Origin of the sequence: Prevotella sp. P4-51 (assembly GCF_002251455.1) — a bacterium.
Classification (GTDB): Bacteria; Bacteroidota; Bacteroidia; order Bacteroidales; family Bacteroidaceae; genus Prevotella.
In genome coordinates this window covers 115,870-136,490 of sequence record NZ_NPJM01000069.1, presented here as the reverse complement: position 1 = coordinate 136,490, position 20,621 = coordinate 115,870, and the positions used below count along the sequence as shown (strand labels likewise).

The following is a 20,621-nucleotide window of genomic DNA, read 5'->3' as shown; positions in this document are numbered from 1 at the left end:
GCATCTCAGTGTGATGGCGAATTAATTAATAATTTAGAGTAACACATTATGAAAGAGATTAATGTAACAGGTCAGAAGCGTACAGACCTTGGTAAAAAAGCTTCTAAACATCTTCGTAAGCAGGGCATGGTTCCTTGTAATCTTTATGGTGAGGCAAAAGAGGACAACAAGCCTGTAGCTTTAGCATTTGCTGTAGCTATGAGCGACCTCCGCAAGATTGTTTACACTCCCCATGTTTATGTAATCAACCTCATCATCGACGGCGAGTCTCACACCGCAATCCTGAAAGAACTTCAGTTTGACCCCGTGACAGACGCTGTTATGCACATCGACTTCCTGGAGGTTAACGACCAGAAGCCTATCACTATCGGTATTCCTGTTCGCCTCGTAGGTCTGGCTCAGGGTGTTCGCGATGGTGGTCGTATGAACCTCTCTATGCGCAAGCTCAACGTTACCGCTCCTTATCAGCAGATTCCCGAGCACCTCGACGTTGACGTTACCGCTCTCAAGATTGGTAAGAGCATCAAGGTTGGTGAGCTGAGCTTCGAGGGCCTTGAGATTGCCAATGCTAAGGAAGTTATCGTTTGCTCTATTAAGATGACCCGTCAGGCTGCTGCCGCCGCTGCTGCCGCCGCTCAGGCTTAATTGATAGCGAATGGACAAATTTTTGATTTGTGGTCTGGGTAACCCCGGTGCTGAGTATCAGGATACCCGACACAATACAGGTTTTATGGTATTGGACGCTTTTGCTAAGGCGTCCAATATTGTTTTTGAGGATAAGCGTTATGGTTTCGTGGCAGAGACATCGATTAAGGGACGCAAGGTTTTTCTGCTCAAGCCCACCACCTTCATGAACCTCAGCGGCAACGCAGTGCGCTACTGGCTGAACAAGGAGAACATCGACCAGAAGCGGTTGCTCGTCATCTCCGACGACGTCGCCCTGCCCGTAGGCGCCTTCCGTCTGAAGGCCAACGGCAGCAACGGCGGCCACAACGGACTGGGGCATATCCAGCAGCTCATTGGCCAGGACTATCCCCGCTTGCGCATGGGAATCGGCGGAGACTATCCCCGTGGCGCCCAGGTCGATTGGGTACTGGGCCGATTCTCCGATGACGACCTGCTCAAGCTCAAGCCCAGCATCGACATTGCCGTCGACATCATCAAGAGCTTTGTGCTGGCTGGTATCGACATCACCATGAACCAATACAACAAACTGGGAAAGAAATGAAAACCGAGGCACGTATAGACAAGTGGCTGTGGGCTGCGCGCATATACAAGACACGCAGCATAGCCGTCGACGCCATCAAGAACGGACGCGTCACCATCGATGGCATCAATGTCAAGCCGGCACGCATGGTCAAGGCTGGCGATGTGGTGTCGGTGCGCAAACCGCCCATCACCTATTCGTTCAAGATACTCCAGCCCATCGAGCAGCGCGTGGGAGCCAAGCTCATTCCCGAGATTTACGAGAATGTCACCGACCCCAAGCAGTACGAGCTGCTGGAGATGAGCCGCATCAGCGGATTTGTCGACAGAGCGCGCGGAACCGGACGCCCCACCAAGAAAGACCGACGTGCCATGGACGCCTTTGTCGACCCGGCATTGTTGGACTTCGACGATATTGATGACGACTTTGATTGGGGCAACGACGATGAAGCATAATCTTGCCATCTTTGTATCTGGCAGTGGTACCAACTGCGAGAACATCATCCGACATTTCGCCCACCATCCCGAGGTCAACGTGGCGCTGGTGGTGAGCAGCAGTGCCAAGGCCGGAGCTTTGGCGCGTGTAGAGCCTTATGGCATCCCTACCCTCGTGGTCAATAGAGAAGAACTGGCAAGTCCGCAGTTTGTCCGTATGTTGCAGACCGACTATCACGTCACCTTCATTGTCCTCGCCGGATTTCTCTCGCTCATTCCCGAGACGCTCACTACCGCTTACGCCCACCGCATGATTAACATCCATCCTGCCCTTCTGCCCCGTTATGGTGGCAAAGGCATGTATGGACGCCATGTCCACGAGGCTGTGAAGGCTGCCGGAGACACCGAAACCGGCATGACCATCCACTGGGTGAGTGACGAGATAGACGGCGGAGCCATCATCAGCCAGTTTTCCACCCCGCTCCTGCCCACCGACACCGTCGACGACATCGCCCGCAAGGAACACGAGCTCGAGATGCAGCACTTCCCAGCCGAGATAGAGCGCATCCTGGGCACCCTCGATACCTTATTATAATATATATAGGTGATGGCCGACACTCTCGAACTGCTGCTACTTGCCGTAGCCCTCGCCATGGACTGCTTCACGGTCTCCACCGTGTGTGGCGTCATCCTGCGCCGCCGCCAGTGGCGCACCATACTCCTTACCACTTTCTTCTTCGGCGCTTTCCAGGCGTTTATGCCTTACATCGGATGGCTCGGCACCTCGCTCTTTGCCCGCCAGTTAGAGGCTTACGACCACTGGATAGCCTTCTCGCTGCTGCTGTTTCTCGGCGGCAAGATGATACGCGAGTCCTTTCTGCCCGAAGAGCGCCAGAGCTTCTGCCCCACATCGCTGCGCACCCAGCTGGTACTGGCGGTAGCCACCAGCATCGACGCCCTTGCCATAGGCATCTCGTTTGCCTGTACCGGCTATCGCTCGTCGGTCGATCTGGCAGAACCTCTGACCATCATCGGACTCGTCTCAGCGCTTTTCTCGGTCATCGGCTATCTGCTCGGCATCCGTTTCGGTTCGACCGTCACGCGGCGCATCAAGCCCGAGCTCTTGGGCGGCCTCATCCTGATAGCCATAGGCGTCAAGGTGCTCATCAGCCATCTCTACGGGCTGTAGGCGGTCATCCCTCATCCACCAACCAAAATGGGCTGCAACTCTACAAGACGTGAGTTGCAGCCCATTTTGGTTGTCGGCCATCAGGTCAGATGCCCATGCCTGGCCCGCGGGGAGGCATACCGCCGGGAGGCGGACCTCCATATCCGCGACCACCCTGCGGACGACCCTGGGGCATATCGCCGGGAGCCATGTCGCCTCGTCTGCGCATACCCTGACGGGCGTTCTTGCCGCCAAACATATTGAAGCGATAGACCACATGGAGCATGGCATAGCTGTTGATGCTGTTATACCATGTATCGCTACGCTGGAAGGCGTCAATGGTACGGCTGAAGTTGCTCTGCTGGTGCAGCAGGTCGTAGAACTGGAGCAGCACGGTGAGGGGCTTGCCCTTGAGGAAGCCCTGCGATACCTGAGCGTTCCATATCAGCTCGTTGGTGTTCATCGAGTTGTCGTTATATCCACGGCGGCTGCTTTCGGAGATATTGGTAGAGAGTGCCGTACCCCAGGGGGTATTGAGGCTGAACGTGGCTCCATAGCTGAACTGCCATGTGTCGAGATTGCTCTGGCTCTGCAACTGGTTGCGGCCGTGCATATAGTTGACCGACCCGTTGAGTTCTATCGAAGCCCATCCTTTACGATAACCCACATTGAGCTGTTCGCGCAGATTGAGCGTGCGGGTGCGGTTTTTCTGCACACCGCTTGTACGGTCCAGGGTGAGATAGCTCACGTTGTTGGCAAATCTGGCATCGGTGTTGGTATTGGTATACCACGTACCGGTCGAGTCGATAGAGGTGTTGTAGAGCAGTCCTCCGCCGATGCTCCAGTTGCCGTTGATGTTCTCCGGACGGCTGGTGCGCCCGCCAGTCACCTCGTCATAGGTCACCATATTGCTTATTGAGTTGCGCGTAGTCTGAAACGACAGATTGGCATTGACAAACTGCGAACGCTTGGTGATGAAGTTGTTGTAGAAGAGATTGAAGTCATTGGTAAACGAGGGCTTCAGTCCGGGGTTACCCTTCGAGATGTCGAGCGGGTTGCTGTCGTCGGTGATGTCGAGCAGCTGGCTCATGCTGGGCTGGCTCGTGGTGCCGCGATAGCGTATGCGCAACTGGTGCTGGCGATTGAAGCGGTAGCGCAAATCAAATGTAGGAGACAGATTGGTTACCGTGCGCACCGTGTCGACATGCACTCCCTGATAGTCCTGGATATACTTCGAACGCTGGGGCTGCACCATAAATCCGGCGTTGAGCTGATACTTGCTCTTGATGAGCCTGAAGGTCAGGTTCATCTCGTGGATATAGTTGTTGTATTCCGAGTAGCGGCTCAGCGTCTGGTCGAGATAGTCGGGCAGCGTGCCGGGCAGCAGGTTGAGATAGTCGCCCCAACCGCGGTACTCGGGGTTGACGCCGTCAAAGACGCTGCTGCTCAGTCTGCTGAAGTCGTAGGTAGAGCGGTCGCTCTTGCTGTGGTTGTATCTGAAGTTGTAGCGCAGCTGCAGGAAGGCGCCCTTGAAGAGGGGTTCGGTGTAGGTCGCCGACAGCCGGTAGTTGTAGTTGTCGGTGGGCATCAGATTGTAGCGGTGGGTCTGATAGGTCGAGTCCAGACCCTCTGCGGTCTGCTTGAGCCACAGTCGGGTGGCATTGAGCGACATGCTCTCGCTGTCGCTTTCGCCGTAGCCTCCGCCCGCACCGAATGTGATGCTGCGTCCACGCGTGTTGAGCTTGCGGTTCACCTGCAGCATACCGCTCAGGTTCTTGCTGTTGCTGTAGCTTATCGAGTTGCTCTTCTGCGAGTTGACCACGATGCCCTCACGGCTTATCTCTTCCAGTTCGCTGTCGTCAAGCGGACTCTCTGAGTAGAGATAGGGGTCGGCATTGAACGAGGCCGAGGTCGAGGTGGTCAGTCCGTCGCTCTTCGACCACGACAGTGTGGGCCTGAACATGATGTTGGTCATCGTGTCGGGCTGCCACTCCAGTCGTCCTTGTACATTCCAGCTATCGCTGCGCGAGTAGTTCTGCCGTATACTGTTGGAGAAGGCGCCGGTGGTATTGACGAAGTTCTCTGCCGAACTGCGTGTGAAGGCATCGCCGTCATTGTGGCGCCAGAATGCACTCAGGTCTATCTTTATCTTCTTGACTTTCTCGTAGTTATAGTTGAACCCCAGCATCTTGGCGGCGTTCAGACCCTGACGGCCGGCCCCGAAGCGGCCTCTGCCACCACCGGGGAAACCCATATCGTTCACGTTGTTGGCACTGCCAAACATCATGAACCTGTTTTTGTCGTCAAAGTATGCGCCCATGCCTCTCTCGGCATAGCGGCTGTGGTTGCCCAAACCCAGGTCTACATTGGCAAAGGTGCCGCGGTTCATGCCCTTCTTCAGTCCGAAGTCGAGCACGGTGGTCTCTTCGCCGTCGTCGACGCCGGTGATGCGCGCCAGGTCGCTCTTTTCGTCATAGGCCTTGATTTTCTCCACGATAGAGGTGGGCAGATTCTTCATGGCTATCTTGGTGTCGCCAGTCATAAACTCCTTGCCGTCTACCAGTATCTTCTTCACCTCCTTGCCGTTGTGGGTTATCTTGCCGTTTTCGTCGACCTCCACGCCCGGCAGCTGCTTCACCAGTTCCTCGATGGTCGAGCCTTCGGGTGTGCGATAGGCGGCGCTATTATATATAAAGGTGTCTTCCTTGACCGTCACCTTGAGTGCCTGCCCTACCACCTGGGTCTCCTTGAGCACCACGGCGTCGGTCTTCATCTCCATCTTGCCGAGGGCCAGGTTCTTGCCGTCGCTTATCACGATGCGCTTCACGATGGTCTGATAGCCTATACTTGATATACGCAGACGGTATTTGCCGTCTTTCTTGATGCGCAGTTTGAATACGCCCTGTTCGTTGCTCAGCGTACCTCCGGCATAGGTGCTGTCGGCATTGAGCAGCTGCACCGAGGCTTGCTCGATGGGCTCCTTGCTCTCGGGGTCAAAGAGTTGGCCCGTGACGAGCCGCTCTTGGGCCATCGTCATCGCCGACGATAGCAGCAGTAGCAGCAGTAGTAGCAGTGTCTTGTTCTTCATTGTTGTTTCGTATGTGTTGCTTTGTTAGTTTTTTGACGCCTCCACGGGCCAAAGGTTTAATCGTGAGCCTCATCATTTTTATGCACACTGTCAGCGGGATGTGCGCAAACGGCGACACTTTTATCTTAAAAACTCTTAATTGTTATCACTGTGTTAGATACTTTCTCCTTAGTTTTGCCTACTTTTGTCCTTGCTATACAAAAAGAGCATTATGTTATGAAACCAACCGATACACTATCCAATAAGCATCAGCAGGTAATCCTTACCACCGACCTCGAGCGCGACCTCACCATGGCGATAGCCGAGTGTGAGCACGACCGCATCTTTGTCATCGCCGACCGCAACACCCATGCCCACTGCATGGGCAGGCTCAGCACCTTCCGCTGTCTGCGCGATGTCATCACCATCACCATCGAGCCCAGCGACACCCACAAGGACCTCACTACCCTCACCGCCGTATGGCAACAGCTTCAGGAGCATGGTGCCACGCGCCACTCGCTGGTCATCTGCCTGGGCGGAGGCGTGGTGACCGACCTCGGCGGCATGGCGGCAGCCACCTTCAAGCGGGGCATCAACTTCATCAATATCCCCACCTCGCTGCTGGGCATGGTCGACGCCTCAGTGGGCGGAAAGACCGGCGTCAACTTCGGCGGACTGAAAAACGAGATTGGCGTCTTTGCCGAGGCGCGCTTCGTGCTGCTGTGCGCCGACTTCCTTGCCACGCTCGACGGCGAGAACCTGCGCTCGGGCTATGCCGAGATGCTCAAGCACGGCCTCATCTCTACCACCGCCCAATGGGCCAGTCTGCTGCAGTTCGACCTCGCCACGCCCGACTATAGCCTTCTGGGCAGGCTCGTTGCCGACTCGGTCAAGGTCAAGGAAGACATCGTGGCCCAAGACCCGCTGGAGCAGGGGCTGCGCAAGGCGCTCAACCTGGGCCATACCGTGGGCCACGCCATAGAGAGCCTGCTGCTGCAGCGCACCCCCATCCTGCATGGCTATGCCGTGGCCTACGGCATCGTGGCCGAGCTCTATCTCAGCGCCACCAGGCTGGGCTTCCCCGCCGACAAGTTGCGCCAGACGCTCCATTACATCCGCCAGTATTATGGTACCCCCGCCATCACCTGCGATGACTATCCGCAGCTGCTCGCCCTGATGCACCACGACAAGAAGAACACGGGCACCGACATCAATGTCACCCTGCTCAGCGATGTGGGCGAGATACACATCAACCAGATAGTCGGCGAAGAGGAGATAAGCGAGGCGCTTGACTTCCTGAGAGAGGGCTGAGCCGTCATTGCCGCCGGCATCTCCATGACAAGCCCTCATACCTTATACTTTCATCCCAGGATGAAACGACACTGCAGCCGCACCTGTGGGTGCGGCTGTTGTTTTTCCGGCAGTTACGTTGCCGGCCGTCACAGCCCATACTGCATAGCAGCCAGCATATCTCCGCACATCCCTCACGTGCTCCACGCCGTTACTGATGGTCACTGACGGCTCGTATCATTTGATACGTGAGTCCGTATCATACGTCACGTGACCGCGCGTCATACGTTACGAGACCACGTGACTTATGATACGAGCCAGCCCACGCACCTTGCAGACCTCCATCTGCCCTCTCCCGCCTCGCTCTCTGCCGTCACAAGAGAGGGAGGGGAGCCAAATATGCAACCCGGTTGCAAGAAAATGTGCGTATCTTTGCACTATAATCATTACATATATGTTGAAAACAGGTTTATATTACTTATCGCTGCTATCCATGGCAGCATGTATAGCGGCCTGCGGCCATCACGCCCATGCCGACGAAGAAGGAAGTCACGACCACGAGACCGAAGAGGCTGGCCATGAGGGTCACGGCCATGCAGACCAGGACCACGGCGACGAGATAATACTCGAGCCCGAGAAGGCACGCGCTGCCGGCGTGAAGGTCGAGACCATCAAGCCAGGCAACTTCCATGGCGTCATCCACACCAGCGGCAAGGTCATGGCTGCCTCGTGCGACGAGACCACCGTGGTGGCCACCATCAGCGGCCGCGTGGCCCACATGGGTCATGTGAGCGAAGGTCTGAAGGTGGCAGGCGGCACTACCCTCTTCTCCATTACCTCGGCAGGCATGCAAGTGGCCGACGGCGACCCTGTGCAGCGTGCCAAGATAGACTTTGAGCGTGCCGAGCGCGACTACGCCCGTGCCCAGGCGCTGATTAAGGACAAGATTATCAGCGTGAAAGACTTCGCTGTGGCCAAAGCCGAATATGAAGCTGCCAAACTCACCTATACCAGCATGCAGAAGACCCGCAGTGCCGGCGGCGTGGTGGTCGCAGCTCCGCGTGGCGGATATATCAAGCAGTGTCTGGTCAACGGCGGCGACTACGTCGAAGCGGGCCAGCCTCTGGCCATCATCACCCAGAACAAGCATCTCTATCTGCGTGCCGAGGTGCCCGAGCGCCGCTTCAACGAGCTCAACAACATCCGAAGCGCCAAGTTCAGCACCAGCTACAGCAACCGCCTCTACGACATCAGCCAGATGGGCGGACACATCCAGTCGTATGGCCGCTCTGCCGAGGTCAACAACTCTTACATACCCGTAATCTTCGAGTTCAACAATACCGGCGACGTGGTCCAGGGCTCCTATGCCGACATCTACCTCATCACCCATGAGCGCCAACAGGTCATCACGCTGCCCCTGACAGCCATCACCGAGGAACAGGGCTTACACTATATCTATATACAGAAAGACGCCGAAGGCTATCAGAAGCAGGAGGTGACTCTCGGCGAAAGCGACGGCGAGCGCATCGAAATCAAGAGCGGTGTGAAGGCCGGCGACCGCGTGGTGACGCGTGGCGCCATACAGGTCAAGCTGGCCTCGGCTTCCAACGCTATCCCCGCCCACAACCATAACCATTAAGCCCACCTCTATACTGTAACATCATGCTGAACAGGATCATCAAGTTCTCGCTCGAGAACAGAATATTAATACTGGTCTTGGCTGTACTGCTGGTTATCGCCGGCCTCTATTCTACCGCCAAGACCGAGGTCGACGTCTTCCCCGACCTCAACGCTCCCACAGTGGTCATCATGACCGAAGCTGGCGGCATGGCCAGCGAGGAAGTCGAACAGCTGGTGACCTTCCCTATCGAGTCGGCGGTCAACGGCAGCACCGGCGTGCGCCGCGTGCGCTCGCAGTCTACCCACGGCTTCTCTGTCGTCTGGGTAGAGTTTGACTGGGGCACCGACATTTACCTGGCGCGCCAGATCGTGAGCGAGAAGCTCTCTGCCATTGGCGAGCAGATGCCTGCCGGTGTGAGCGCTCCCGTGCTGGGCCCTCAGTCGTCTATCCTGGGCGAAGTGCTCATCGTGAGCCTTACCAGCGACAAGACCTCCATGCAAGACCTGCGCACCTATGCCGACTGGGTCATCCGCCCACGGCTGCTCTCTACCGGTGGCGTGGCCCAGGTGAGTGTCCACGGTGGCGACATCAAGGAGTACCAGATACTCATCAACCCCGGCAAGATGAAGCACTTCGGCGTAAGCCTCGCCGACGTGATGGCCTGCACCCGCGGCATGAACACCAATACCAACGGCGGCGTGTGCTACAAGTACGGCAACGAGTACATCATACGCGGCATCACCTCGACCAACGATATCGACAAGCTCGAGGCCAGTGCGGTGAAGAAGAGCGGTGAGAGCGTCATCACCCTTGCCGATGTGGCCGACATACGCGTGGGCAGCCAGTCGCCCAAGCTGGGCGTGGCCAGCGAACGGGCTCACCCCGCCGTGCTGCTTACCGTGACCAAGCAGCCCAACACCAGTACGCTCGACCTGACGGCCCATCTGGACCATGCGCTCGACGAGCTCAAAGGCAATCTGCCCGCCGACGTGCATATCTCTACCAACATCTTCCGCCAGGCCGACTTCATCAGCAGCAGCATCGACAATGTGAAGAAGTCACTCATCGAGGGAGCCATCTTTGTGGTCATCATCCTGATGATATTCCTTGCCAATGTGCGCACCACCATCATCTCGCTGGTCACCATCCCCCTGTCGTTTCTCGTGGCGATGATAGTGCTCAACGCCCTCGGCATAAGCATCAACACCATGACTCTGGGCGGTCTGGCGATAGCCATCGGGTCGCTGGTCGACGACGCCATAGTCGATGTGGAGAATGTCTACAAGCACATCAGGCTGAACCGGCAGTTGCCCGAGGCCGAGCGCGTGCCCATGATCCGGCTGGTCTATGAGGCCTCGCGCGAGGTGCGTATGCCCATCCTCAACTCTACCCTTATCATCATCGTGAGCTTTGCGCCGCTGTTCTTCCTCAGTGGCATGGAGGGCCGCATGCTCATCCCGCTGGGCATCGCCTTTGTGACGGCGCTCATGGCGTCGACGCTGGTGGCGCTCACGCTTACGCCCGTGCTCTGCAGCTATCTGCTCGGCAAGAGCAATGGCGAGATGGGCAAGGAGGCCTTTGTGGCAGTATGGCTCAAGGGGTATTACCAGCGGGCGCTGACATGGGTATTGGGCCACACCCGATGGGTGATAGGCTCTACCGCCGTGCTGCTGGTGGCGGCTCTTGCCACATTCTTCTCTTTAGGCAGCAGCTTCCTGCCCAAGTTCAATGAGGGCTCGTTTACCATCAACATATCTTCGCTCCCGGGCATCTCGCTCGAAGAGAGCGACTCCATAGGCGCACGGGCGGAGAGGCTCCTGCTGCAGGTGCCCGAGATAACCACCGTGGCACGCAAGACAGGCCGCGCCGAGCTCGACGAGCATGCACTGGGCGTCAACGTGAGCGAGATAGAAGCTCCGTTCAAGCTCAAAGACCGCGGGCACGAAGAGGTACAGAACGACGTGAGGCAGCGCCTGTCGGTGCTGGCGGGCGCCAACATCGAGATAGGTCAGCCCATATCCCACCGCATCGACGCCATGCTGTCGGGCACGCAGGCAAGCATAGCCATCAAGCTCTTTGGCAGCGACCTGAACAAGATGTACACCATAGGCAACCAGATCAAGAAGGCCTGCAAGGACATCGACGGCATCACCGACCTCAACGTGGAACAGCAGATAGAGCGTCCGGAACTCAAGATAGTGCCACGGCGCGAACTGCTGGCACGCAACGGCATCACGCTGCCCGAGTTCAACGAGTTTCTGGCTGTCAATCTGGCGGGCGAGACCGTATCGCAGGTGTACGAGGCGGGCAGAGCGTTCAACCTGGTGGTCAAGGCCGCCAACTACAACGAGATAAGCGACCTGATCATCGACACGCAGGACGGACGCAAGGTGCCTCTGTCCGATGTGGCCGACATCATATCGAGCGCCGGCCCCAACACCATCAACCGCGAGAACACCCAGCGCAAGATAGTCATCTCTGCCAACACCACCGGCAGGGCACTGAGCGACGTGGTGGCCGACATCAAGACTGCGGTAGACAACAATATCCAGTTGCCCGAGGGCTATCATATAGAGTATGGTGGACAGTTTGAGAGCCAGGAGCATGCTTCACGGGTGCTCTATCTCACCTGCACGATAGCCATCGCCATCATCTTCCTGCTGCTGTTCATGCAGTTCCGCAGCACGATGGAGGCTGGTGTGATACTGCTCAATCTGCCACTGGCGCTCATCGGCGGCATCTTTGCCATCATCTTCACCACCGGCGAGGTGAGCATTCCCGCCATCATCGGCTTCATCTCGCTTTTCGGCATCGCCACGCGCAACGGCATGCTGCTCATCACCGAGTACAAGCGGCTGCGCACCGAAGAGGGCAAGACCGTGAAGGAAGCCATCATCGAAGGCTCGCTCTCACGACTCAACCCCATACTCATGACAGCCCTCACCTCGGCGCTGGCTCTGGTGCCGCTGGCTCTCGGCGGCGACCTGCCCGGCAACGAGATACAGTCGCCCATGGCCAAGGTGATACTGGGCGGACTCATCAGTTCGACATTACTCAACGCATTTATCATACCTATCATTTATGAAAAGATATCTCATCGCTATTAGCGCCATGCTCGCTACGCTGACGGCAGCAGCCACCGGCACAGACAGCATCGGCGACATACTCAGGCAGATAGCCGCCAACAACCTGACGCTCAAGGCGCAGGCACACGAAAGCGAGGCCGACGTGCTGGACATCAAGGCCGACAACGCGCTGGGCGGCCCATCGGTCGAATACAGCCCTTTCTTCAAGAAGGGATATTCGGGCGTGGTCGAGAGCGAGCTCGTGGTCAGCCAGGAAATCAAGTTTCCTACCAAGTACAAGGATTGCAGCCGGCTCGCAGGCATGCAGAGGAATGCCGGCCAGCAGCAGCTGCTCAAGCAGAGAAGGGACATTCTGCTCGAAGCCGAGCTGATTTGCCTGGACATCATACGCCTCAACCAGACGCTCAGTATGCTCAACCAGCGCCTCACGGGCAGTGAGCAGCTGCGCAGTATGTACGAGCAGCGTATGGAGGTGGGCGACGCCAACATCCTGGAGCTCAACAAGGTGAAACTCGATGTCATGGAGGTGAAAGCCCTGGTGACAGAAGCGCGCAACGAGCGCATACTGCTGCTCCAGCAGCTCCAGCAGCTCAACGGCGGACAGGCCATAGAGGTCAACATGACCACTATGCCTGAGTTTGCAGCCATCACAGACTACAAGTCGTTTGAAGCGCTGGCACTGGCCAACGACGCCGACATCAAGACAGCCGAAGCCTCGCTCAAGACAGCCGAGATGGACATGAAGATACAAAAGAGCGAGTGGCTGCCCAACCTCACGGTGGGCTACCGCAGGAACACCGAGGAGGGCGAGCCTGTCAACGGAATGATAGTGGGTATGAGCTTCCCGCTCTACAGCAACAGCAAGAAAATCAAGGCTGCCCGTGAACGCAAGCAGAGTGCCGAGATACAGGTGATGCAGTCGCGCCAGGAAGCCGAGGCCTCTATCAGGTCGCGCTACCAGCAGCTCAAGGGGCTGCAGCAGGTGCTCGACCACAGCGACGTCAAGATGATGAACGAGAGTATCGCCCTCTTTGCCAAAGCGCTGAAGCAGGGAGAAATCACCGCGCTGGTCTACTACGAGGAAATCAACAATATCTATCAGAAACTGCAGCGCCACATCGACCTGCACTGCCAGAGCACCAAACTCCTGGCCGAACTGCACAAGAACGAGTTGTAACACGCCAGACACCACTATCGCCACAGCGGCTGCCGTCATCTGTAGAGTAGAGACGGCAGCCGCTGTTTGGGTTACTGGGGTGCAGGGGCCAATGATACAAGTCAATAAGACGCCATGAAAACAAAGAAACCCCTCGCGCCAGCACCGATGTGTGGACAAAAGATGATACCTTTGCAGTCGTTTTTAAGGACACTTACATTATTACCGTTTTAGCAACAACACTTATGCAAGTATTTACGTACAAACCCAAACTGGTTTCTACCCTGAAACACTATAACCGTAGTAAATTTATGCAAGACCTCATGGCCGGCATCATCGTGGGCATCGTAGCCCTGCCGTTGGCCATCGCCTTTGGCATCGCTTCGGGCGTAACGCCCGAGAAGGGCATCATCACCGCCATCGTGGCAGGCTTCATGGTGTCGGTATTCGGCGGAAGCCGCGTGCAGATAGGCGGACCTACAGGTGCATTCATTATCATTATCTACGGCATCATACAGCAATACGGCATACAGGGACTCACCATCGCTACTCTTATGGCAGGCGTGTTCCTGATACTCTTCGGCGTACTCCGCTTGGGTACCATCATCAAGTATATACCCTATCCTATCGTGGTGGGATTTACGAGCGGTATCGCCGTAACCATCTTTACCACCCAAATCAAGGACTTGTTGGGGCTGACTATGGCGACGGTGCCCTCGGACTTCACCGAGAAGTGGATAGCCTACTTCCACGACATCAGCACGATAGACTGGTGGACGGCGATGGTGGGCATAGTGAGCATCGTGATTATCACGCTCACGCCCCGATTCAGCAAGAAGATTCCCGGCTCGCTGGTGGCTATCATCGTGATGACCCTGGCGACTCTGATACTCAAGCAGTTTTATGGCGTGACAAGCATAGAGACCATAGGCGACCGCTTCTCCATCAACAGCGAACTGCCCAACGCCACCGTGCCCGCCCTATCGTGGGATATCATCAAGAGCCTGGTGTCGCCGGCGCTTACCATTGCCATCCTCGGCGCCATAGAGAGCCTGCTCTCTGCCACGGTGGCCGACGGTGTGATAGGCCATCACCATGACTCCAATACCGAGCTCATCGGACAGGGTCTGGCCAACCTCGCCTCGCCCCTCTTCGGCGGCATCCCTGCCACCGGAGCCATAGCCCGCACCATGACCAATATCAACAACGGCGGCCGCACCCCTGTAGCCGGCATCATCCATGCTGTGGTGTTGCTGCTCATCTTCCTCTTCCTCATGCCGCTGGCGCAGTATATCCCCATGGCGTGTCTGGCAGGCGTGCTGGTGGTCGTGTCGTACGGCATGAGCGGCTGGCGCTCGTTTGCCATGCTGATGAAGAACCCCAAGAGCGATGTCAGCGTGCTGCTTATCACCTTCATCCTGACCATACTCTTCGACCTGACCATAGCCATTGAGGTAGGCCTCATCATCGCCTGTCTGCTCTTCATGAAGCGTATGGCTGAGACCAGCGATGTCAAGGTTATCATGGACGAGATAGACCTGACCGACGAGACCGACGTGAGACTGGAGAACAACGAGCACCTCACCATCCCCACCGGCGTGGAGGTGTACGAAATCAACGGGCCCTACTTCTTCGGTGCCGGCAACAAGTTTGAGGAAATCATGGCCAACTTCGGCGACCGCCCCAAGGTGCGCATCATCCGTATGCGTAAGGTGCCGTTTGTCGACTCTACCGGCATACACAACCTCACCAATCTGTGCATGATGAGCCGCAAGGAGGGCATACAGATTGTGCTGTCGGGAGTGACTCCCAAGGTAGAACAGGTGCTCGAGCACGCAGGCTTCTACCAGATTGTGGGCAAAGAGAACATCTGCAGCCACATCAATCTGGCTCTGGAGCGTGCCAAGGAAATCATAAGATAAACCGCCATCGCCCCCTGCTGGCGGGCGACCCACGCGCGTATATATAATAAGGTAAGGACTTGGAGTGTGACTGCTCCAAGTCCTTACCTTATTATATATATAGACATCAGAAGGCTGCCGCAGGATAACAGACTAAGGCTTCAGCCACTCGTCCTTGTACTGCTTGGGCGTCTTGTTCATGCTCTTTCTGAATACCATGATGAAGTAGGCGGTGTCGCTGTATCCGCACGCCTCTGCCACCTGAGCCACCGTCATGTCGGCGGTCTGCAGGAGTTCGCAAGCCTTTCGGATGCGGCGCGAGGTGATATATGCCGCCGAGGTGAGGCCCGTATGCTGCTTGACCTTACGCGTGAAGGTGGCACGGGTGACCCCGAAGCGAGCCGCCAGGTCGGCGAGGTCTATGTCGCCTTCGCCGATACGGCTGTCTACATACTGCTGCACCTCGTCGATGAAGTCGGGAGTGCGGTCGGTGGTCTCTACCTGCCCGTCGGCATCGTCGACAACCGGCACGGAGCCAGCATACTTGTCGCGCAGCATACGCCGCTGCTGGAGCAGTAGACTTACGCGCATCAGGAGTTCGTCGGCACGGAACGGCTTGAGCAGATAGGCGTCGGCACCAGCCTGAAAACCCTTCATGCGACCACGCACCGAAGAGTCTGACGACACCATGACGATGGGGATATGACAGGTGGCAGCCTGCGCACGCACACCCTCGCAGAGCTGATAGCCATCCATGACGGGCAACACGCCGTCGGTGATAATCAGGTCGGGCGCAGCAATTCTGATTTTATGCAGACCGTCTTCACCATTGGAGGCAAAGAACACCTTGTAATGGTCTTTCAGCTGGTCGGCAACGTAGCGGGCCACCTGTGCCGACTCTTCGACGATGAGTATGCGTGGCTTGTTGTCAGCTTCGGCTTCGACGACAGGGGGCATGTCGGCATCGGCAGGAGATAGAGCGGCAGGAGTGTGGAGGGTCTTCTGCTCGGTGAGGCGAGGATAGTCGTGGTCGCCATGACGCAGGGGGATGGTGATGATGAACTGGGCATACTCGCCCAGCTTGCTCTTCAACTTGATATCGCCACCCATAGCTCGTATGGCAGCCTGCACCGCCTGGATATTCAGCCCCACATGCATATAGATTTCAGAGGTATTCTTGCTGTCATAGGGCTTGAGCAGGTCTTTGACTACCTCGGGCGACATACCCTGGCCGCGGTCTTTGAGTTCGAGCCTGAGCATGCGCCTCTCGATAGACATGCTGATATAGAGGTCGGACTGGTTGTAGGCATGGTGCAACATATCAGTCAGCAGATTGCCAAGAATCTTGTCGACATAATCGGGCACGAAGTCGGCCTCTATCTTGTTGCGCTTGGAGGTCACCACAAGACGTATCTGGCGCTTCGCGGCCTCATGGCGATAGGCTTCGACCAGCATGCGTACATATCCCACGATGTCGTCGTGACACCACTGTGCCTCGTCGACGGGTCTGATGCTGATATTGGTGATGTCCACCACACTGTCTACCAGATGGAGCAGACGACGAGAGGCCTCCTGAAGCTGCGACACCTCGTCGCGTATCTGCTGGTTGTCGGTCTGCGACTCTATGGAGTTGCCCGCCGACTGGATGATGGTCACCGGTGTGCGCAGTTCGTGCGAGATATTGGCGAAGAAGCGCACACGGGCGTCGCGGAACTCTCTGTAGGCGGCAAGCGTGCGGGTGCGGATGCGCAGGAGGTAATAGGAGAACGCCAAGAGGACTATCATACCTACCATGATGAGCGTAAACACGAGCCATCCACTCTCCTGCTGCTTGCGCATACGGTCCATATCCTTGCGCACATAGTTGAGCTTGCGCGTATTGTCGGCCATGAGCTCGTCTATCTGCACATTCTGGATATCACCCAGTTTCTCCAGGTTCATCACCGTGTCGTTCCAGTTCTTGTAGTCGACATAGGCAGCGAGGGCTTTGGCTGTATTGCCCGACTTGCGATAAATCTGATAATAGAGCAGGGCTATCTGCGAGCGGTCGCCAGGCGAGTTGATTTCGTCGGCGGTCATCTTGGCCTCCTGCAGATACTCGATGGCGGTGGCGGTCATCTGTCGCTTGATGTAGACACGCGCAAGGCTTATGCAGGACCGCAGGCGGAGATAGCGGTCGGAGTGGGCCATCAGGGTAATATAAGCCTTGTCGTACTCGGCAGTGGCCTTGGCATAGTCGCCCCTATCCTCGTAGAGGCCGCCATACTCGATACGAATGAGCGCCATACCCACCTCGTCGTTAATGAGCTGTTTCTGCTCCATGGATTTCTGGAAATAGAACTGGGCAGAGTCGAGGTTGTTCTGGGCTCTGAACACTCTGCCGATATCAGAATAGTTGAGCGCCATACCAAAAGCGCTGCCCAACTTGATTTCGCCGGCAAGCGAGCGCCTGAAGTAGTCGAGGGCTGCCTTGTAGTTGCGGATGGTATAATAGATTTTTCCCAGACCGTTGAGTATCTTCAGCTGACTCTTGAAGGCCGCGGCAGTGGTGTCGCTCCACTGCTGGCAGTAGCCCAGACCAAGAGTCATGCTGCTGGTGGCAAGGTACATAGCACCCAGACGGCGGTAGTTGGTACCCAGTTCGTTGAGGGTATTGACAATTTCCATCGTGTCGCAGATACTATCGGCTACAGCCAGGCCCTGCTTGTGGGCAAGGATGGCGCGACCGAACTGGTTGTCTACACGATATGCCCTACCCAACCGCCGCAGCACGATAGACTCGCCCATACGGTTGCCCGACTGGCGGTAGACTTGGAGCCAATGCTTCAGGTCGGTGGTGTCGGCCACCGCGTTCAACTTGCGTTCTATCTGTTTGTACTCAGGGGTATTGTATATAGGTACCGTCTTCTTGTCGCTACAGCCAGCAAGAAGCAGCAGTCCCAGAACCACCGAGAGGTAATAGATGGGAAGATATGGATGCTTGATGGGTCTCATACTTTGCCGTGTTCTGTTCTCATTAATGCTAAGATACCACAAAATTAATGAAAACCAAGAACAAGGCAAAGCAAAAGAAATATTATTTTAGGTTTTGGCCGTCTATTGGGGGCTTTATCGGCGGTTTATATCGACTCTGACGCCCATGCTGAGCCCAAACTCGAAGGGCTTGTCGCTGTAGATGGTGCTGACGCCGCTGCCATTGTCGAAGTGGTAGGACACGCCGGGCTCGATATAGAGGCTCACGGCGCGGGTGGCACGATACTCGGCGCCGGCAGACAGCTGTACCGACAGCTGGGGACGGCTCATCTTGACATCTTCGTTGCGCTGCTGACCGGTATAGCTCACCGTGCGACGGCCCTTGACCAGTTTCTCTACCTCGCCGCCAGCGGTGAGATAGACATTGACATGGCGGTTGCCCCATACATTGTAGCCCACAGCCACAGGCACGCCGATGAAGTGGAGATGCTGGTCGATGTCCTCGCCGCCCATCTCTATCTCTGACGAGTGATAGCTGTAGTTGACGCCGGTCTGCACGCTCCAACGGTCGTCGAGCGAGTAGCGCAGAGAGAGGCCTCCCTTGACGGGCAGCTTATGATGGGTGCGGCCACCGCTCCTGCCCATAGGGAGCATGGGCACACGGCTGGGGTGGATCATATCGCCGCTGCCATAGACGTCATTGTCCGCTAAAAAGCCACCGCCGTCAGTCAATTTGGAAGGGATGACAGAGTTGCCTGACTGGGCGCCGCGCACGTAGGCGCCAATCGACATGGGATGGGAGCGGCGGGTGGATGGATAATGTATCACCCTGCGCTCGGTCTTTCTGACGGTAGAGCCCGACGGGGAGACAGGCTTCGAGGTGGCAGCAGGCTTGGTGGCTGTCGGGCTGTCGGCATCGGTCGGGCGCTGCTCCATCACCTCACATTCGGGCTCGGGCTCTATATTATATATAGGTGTAGAGACGGCGGGCGTAGTATTGTCGGCGAGCATCACCTCCCTGACGGCGGTGGGGCTGAAGGTTGCCTTCCATCGGCGCACGGCAGCGACCAGTGAACTGGGATCGCCAGCAGTCTGGGCGTCGGTGGCAGCGGCTACGGCAGAGGGCTGCACCGCATGGCTGGTGGGCAATGAGGCTGTCGGCGCCATCTCGGGAGCCGAGGGGGTAAACACAAATACGGCTACGACAACGGCTGCTGCCACCGCTGCCAGAGCTGCTATGCGCTGGGTCCACAAAGGCACTACAGGGGCTTTGCGCGAGGTGGCTGCCAGGGGCTTCAGCCCGCGGCGCTGCATCTCGGCCACGATGTCATCATACAGTCCCTCAGGAACATCAGCCTCATAATGCTCCATCTTCTGCTGTATGCGATTAATCCATTTGTCGTTGGTAGTCATATCTGTCTTTTATAGTCTTTTATCATTTGTGCGAGCATTGTGCGTGCCCGCTTGTACTGCGACGCCGAGGTGTCGGGCTTGATGCCGAGCGCTGCGGCTATCTCCTTGTGGCTCTTGCCCTCGATGGCATAGAGGTTGAAGACGGTGCGATAGCCTACGGGCAGTCGTCTTATCATGTCCAGGATTTCGCCCTCGCTGAGTCCGGCGACATCGGGTTCGTCGGTGGTGTCATCGGCTATGTTCTCGACCTCGCCCATCATGGTTGTCGACGCTTGGGCACGCAGAAACATCAGCGCCTGGTTGATGGTGATGCGCGCCATCCATGCCTGGAGCGAGCCCCGACCCTGATAGGTGAAGGAAGAGATATGGGTATAAATCTGGATGAGCGACTCCTGCAGCACATCTTTCTGGTCGTCGGCGTCGGTGATGTATCGGGCGCAGATACCGGCAAGCACGCCTGCATAGGAGTCGTACAGACGACGCATGGCCGAGGCATCGCCCCGGCCAAACAGTTGTATTATCTGTTGTTCGATATCTGCTTGATACAATCGCATAGGATAGCACGTCGCCCATGGGGCCACACCCGCTACGGGGCATGGCCTCGGGACTCAAAACACTGTTATTTGCGGGTACAATACTTGAACTGCGCCTTCTTTTCGCCAGTGAACGACTGCCACTTGACGGTGAGCAGCACGGTCTTGCCTTCGGTGTCGGGCAGCTGGTTGAGACGGAAAGCTATCAGTCCGTCGGCAGGATAGCCAGAGACATCGCCGTGGGCATTGTGACGAATTTCCACCGTGTAGGGTTCGTTGCACTTCACGAGGTTGAGCTCGTGGGGCTTGTTGCTGCCAAAGAGGGTGCGGAAGCGCAGGGTGAAATATCCGTCTTCGACCACCGTGGCCCAGCTGTTGACCACCTCTATCGGGTCTTTGCCGTAAGTCTGGTCGTCGTCGGCGCTGTGGAGCACCATAGGTTTGGTGCGTATGGTGTCAATCCAGTTGACATAGACCGAGCGTGAATTGTGTCCGGTGGATTTTTGGTCTTCCTTGAAGTTGACGAGGGCTCTCACCTCCTTGCCGCCATAAGGGGCTGTCTTGATATTGGTAGGTACGAGCGTGGTGGCATCGTCGAGCTGCATATAGAAGGCACCTGTCTCGGCATTGGTCTTCAGTGTGACCAACGCATTGGGGAAGTAGGTGATTCCGTTATCATCGTCATCGTTGCAGGACTGCAGGGTGAAAGAAGAGACTGCCAACACGAGGCAGAGGGTAAGGAATTTCAATTTGTTCATATCTGTCTTTTGCT

The 20,621-nt window shown here is 56.7% G+C and carries 15 protein-coding genes; 10 read left to right on the top strand and 5 right to left on the bottom strand.

Annotated features, from left to right (window positions below; genetic code table 11):
* Positions 1 to 48 precede the first annotated feature (48 nt).
* From CIK94_RS13215 to CIK94_RS13195, 5 genes are read left to right on the top strand one after another with little or no spacing between them, the layout of a single operon-like run.
* Positions 49 to 645: a 50S ribosomal protein L25/general stress protein Ctc gene (locus CIK94_RS13215; protein WP_094385926.1), complete on the top strand. Its 597-nt coding sequence runs from the start codon at positions 49 to 51 to the stop codon at positions 643 to 645.
* A gap of 10 nt (positions 646 to 655) precedes the next feature.
* Positions 656 to 1,228, top strand: a complete 573-nt coding sequence (pth, locus tag CIK94_RS13210) for an aminoacyl-tRNA hydrolase (RefSeq protein ID WP_022310801.1) — start codon at positions 656 to 658, stop codon at positions 1,226 to 1,228.
* Positions 1,225 to 1,662 carry an RNA-binding S4 domain-containing protein gene (locus tag CIK94_RS13205; protein ID WP_094388542.1) on the top strand — a complete coding sequence of 146 codons (438 nt, stop codon included), beginning with the start codon at positions 1,225 to 1,227 and terminating at the stop codon, positions 1,660 to 1,662. Before pth ends, CIK94_RS13205 begins: the two co-directional genes overlap by 4 nt.
* On the top strand, positions 1,652 to 2,236 hold the full coding sequence (locus tag CIK94_RS13200) for a phosphoribosylglycinamide formyltransferase (protein ID WP_022310803.1): 585 nt from the start codon (positions 1,652 to 1,654) through the stop codon (positions 2,234 to 2,236). Before CIK94_RS13205 ends, CIK94_RS13200 begins: the two co-directional genes overlap by 11 nt.
* Positions 2,237 to 2,248: 12 nt before the next feature.
* Complete coding sequence (locus CIK94_RS13195) at positions 2,249 to 2,830, top strand: manganese efflux pump MntP family protein (protein WP_094423299.1); 582 nt, start codon at positions 2,249 to 2,251, stop codon at positions 2,828 to 2,830.
* Between the two features lie 85 nt (positions 2,831 to 2,915).
* Here CIK94_RS13195 and CIK94_RS13190 read toward each other — a convergent pair whose 3' ends face one another.
* A complete protein-coding gene (locus CIK94_RS13190; protein WP_094423298.1) occupies positions 2,916 to 5,897 on the bottom strand; it encodes a TonB-dependent receptor in 2,982 nt (993 codons plus the stop codon).
* Positions 5,898 to 6,113: 216 nt separating this feature from the next.
* On the opposite strand from CIK94_RS13190, the gene aroB reads away from it, so the two are divergent.
* The 5 genes from aroB (at position 6,114) to CIK94_RS13165 (ending at position 14,951) form a co-directional block, all read left to right on the top strand.
* Positions 6,114 to 7,187, top strand: a complete 1,074-nt coding sequence (gene aroB / locus CIK94_RS13185) for a 3-dehydroquinate synthase (RefSeq protein ID WP_094423297.1) — start codon at positions 6,114 to 6,116, stop codon at positions 7,185 to 7,187.
* 472 nt (positions 7,188 to 7,659) lie between these two features.
* Positions 7,660 to 8,805, top strand: coding sequence for an efflux RND transporter periplasmic adaptor subunit (locus tag CIK94_RS13180; RefSeq protein ID WP_094385916.1), 1,146 nt, complete (start codon positions 7,660 to 7,662; stop codon positions 8,803 to 8,805).
* Positions 8,806 to 8,828: 23 nt separating this feature from the next.
* Positions 8,829 to 11,894 (top strand): efflux RND transporter permease subunit, encoded by a 3,066-nt coding sequence (locus tag CIK94_RS13175; protein ID WP_094423296.1) that lies wholly within the window; start codon positions 8,829 to 8,831, stop codon positions 11,892 to 11,894.
* Positions 11,869 to 13,050 carry a TolC family protein gene (locus CIK94_RS13170; protein ID WP_094423295.1) on the top strand — a complete coding sequence of 394 codons (1,182 nt, stop codon included), beginning with the start codon at positions 11,869 to 11,871 and terminating at the stop codon, positions 13,048 to 13,050. The genes CIK94_RS13175 and CIK94_RS13170 overlap by 26 nt, the downstream gene beginning before the upstream one ends.
* A 224-nt stretch (positions 13,051 to 13,274) precedes the next feature.
* Positions 13,275 to 14,951 (top strand): SulP family inorganic anion transporter, encoded by a 1,677-nt coding sequence (locus CIK94_RS13165; RefSeq protein ID WP_094385910.1) that lies wholly within the window; start codon positions 13,275 to 13,277, stop codon positions 14,949 to 14,951.
* Between the two features lie 132 nt (positions 14,952 to 15,083).
* Here CIK94_RS13165 and CIK94_RS13160 read toward each other — a convergent pair whose 3' ends face one another.
* The 4 genes from CIK94_RS13160 to CIK94_RS13145 all read right to left on the bottom strand — a co-directional run bounded on the left by CIK94_RS13160 (position 15,084) and on the right by CIK94_RS13145 (position 20,607).
* On the bottom strand, positions 15,084 to 17,924 hold the full coding sequence (locus CIK94_RS13160; protein ID WP_094423294.1) for a helix-turn-helix domain-containing protein: 2,841 nt from the start codon (positions 17,922 to 17,924) through the stop codon (positions 15,084 to 15,086).
* Between the two features lie 114 nt (positions 17,925 to 18,038).
* Entirely contained in the window at positions 18,039 to 19,316 is a 1,278-nt protein-coding gene (locus tag CIK94_RS13155; protein WP_094423293.1) for a porin family protein, read from the bottom strand.
* Positions 19,313 to 19,870: an RNA polymerase sigma factor gene (locus CIK94_RS13150; protein ID WP_094385904.1), complete on the bottom strand. Its 558-nt coding sequence runs from the start codon at positions 19,868 to 19,870 to the stop codon at positions 19,313 to 19,315. Before CIK94_RS13150 ends, CIK94_RS13155 begins: the two co-directional genes overlap by 4 nt.
* A gap of 65 nt (positions 19,871 to 19,935) precedes the next feature.
* Positions 19,936 to 20,607 carry a NigD-like protein gene (locus CIK94_RS13145; protein WP_094388551.1) on the bottom strand — a complete coding sequence of 224 codons (672 nt, stop codon included), beginning with the start codon at positions 20,605 to 20,607 and terminating at the stop codon, positions 19,936 to 19,938.
* Positions 20,608 to 20,621: the final 14 nt, after the last annotated feature.

What these genes read in the sequence shown, in the direction of transcription:
- CIK94_RS13215 (WP_094385926.1), top strand. Translation starts at nt 49, where the DNA reads ATGAAAGAGATTAATGTAACAGGTCAGAAGCGTACAGACCTTGGTAAA.
- pth (WP_022310801.1), top strand. Translation starts at nt 656, where the DNA reads ATGGACAAATTTTTGATTTGTGGTCTGGGTAACCCCGGTGCTGAGTAT.
- CIK94_RS13205 (WP_094388542.1), top strand. Translation starts at nt 1,225, where the DNA reads ATGAAAACCGAGGCACGTATAGACAAGTGGCTGTGGGCTGCGCGCATA.
- CIK94_RS13200 (WP_022310803.1), top strand. Translation starts at nt 1,652, where the DNA reads ATGAAGCATAATCTTGCCATCTTTGTATCTGGCAGTGGTACCAACTGC.
- CIK94_RS13195 (WP_094423299.1), top strand. Translation starts at nt 2,249, where the DNA reads ATGGCCGACACTCTCGAACTGCTGCTACTTGCCGTAGCCCTCGCCATG.
- CIK94_RS13190 (WP_094423298.1), bottom strand. Translation starts at nt 5,897, where the DNA reads ATGAAGAACAAGACACTGCTACTACTGCTGCTACTGCTGCTATCGTCG.
- aroB (WP_094423297.1), top strand. Translation starts at nt 6,114, where the DNA reads ATGAAACCAACCGATACACTATCCAATAAGCATCAGCAGGTAATCCTT.
- CIK94_RS13180 (WP_094385916.1), top strand. Translation starts at nt 7,660, where the DNA reads ATGGCAGCATGTATAGCGGCCTGCGGCCATCACGCCCATGCCGACGAA.
- CIK94_RS13175 (WP_094423296.1), top strand. Translation starts at nt 8,829, where the DNA reads ATGCTGAACAGGATCATCAAGTTCTCGCTCGAGAACAGAATATTAATA.
- CIK94_RS13170 (WP_094423295.1), top strand. Translation starts at nt 11,869, where the DNA reads ATGAAAAGATATCTCATCGCTATTAGCGCCATGCTCGCTACGCTGACG.
- CIK94_RS13165 (WP_094385910.1), top strand. Translation starts at nt 13,275, where the DNA reads ATGCAAGTATTTACGTACAAACCCAAACTGGTTTCTACCCTGAAACAC.
- CIK94_RS13160 (WP_094423294.1), bottom strand. Translation starts at nt 17,924, where the DNA reads ATGAGACCCATCAAGCATCCATATCTTCCCATCTATTACCTCTCGGTG.
- CIK94_RS13155 (WP_094423293.1), bottom strand. Translation starts at nt 19,316, where the DNA reads ATGACTACCAACGACAAATGGATTAATCGCATACAGCAGAAGATGGAG.
- CIK94_RS13150 (WP_094385904.1), bottom strand. Translation starts at nt 19,870, where the DNA reads ATGCGATTGTATCAAGCAGATATCGAACAACAGATAATACAACTGTTT.
- CIK94_RS13145 (WP_094388551.1), bottom strand. Translation starts at nt 20,607, where the DNA reads ATGAACAAATTGAAATTCCTTACCCTCTGCCTCGTGTTGGCAGTCTCT.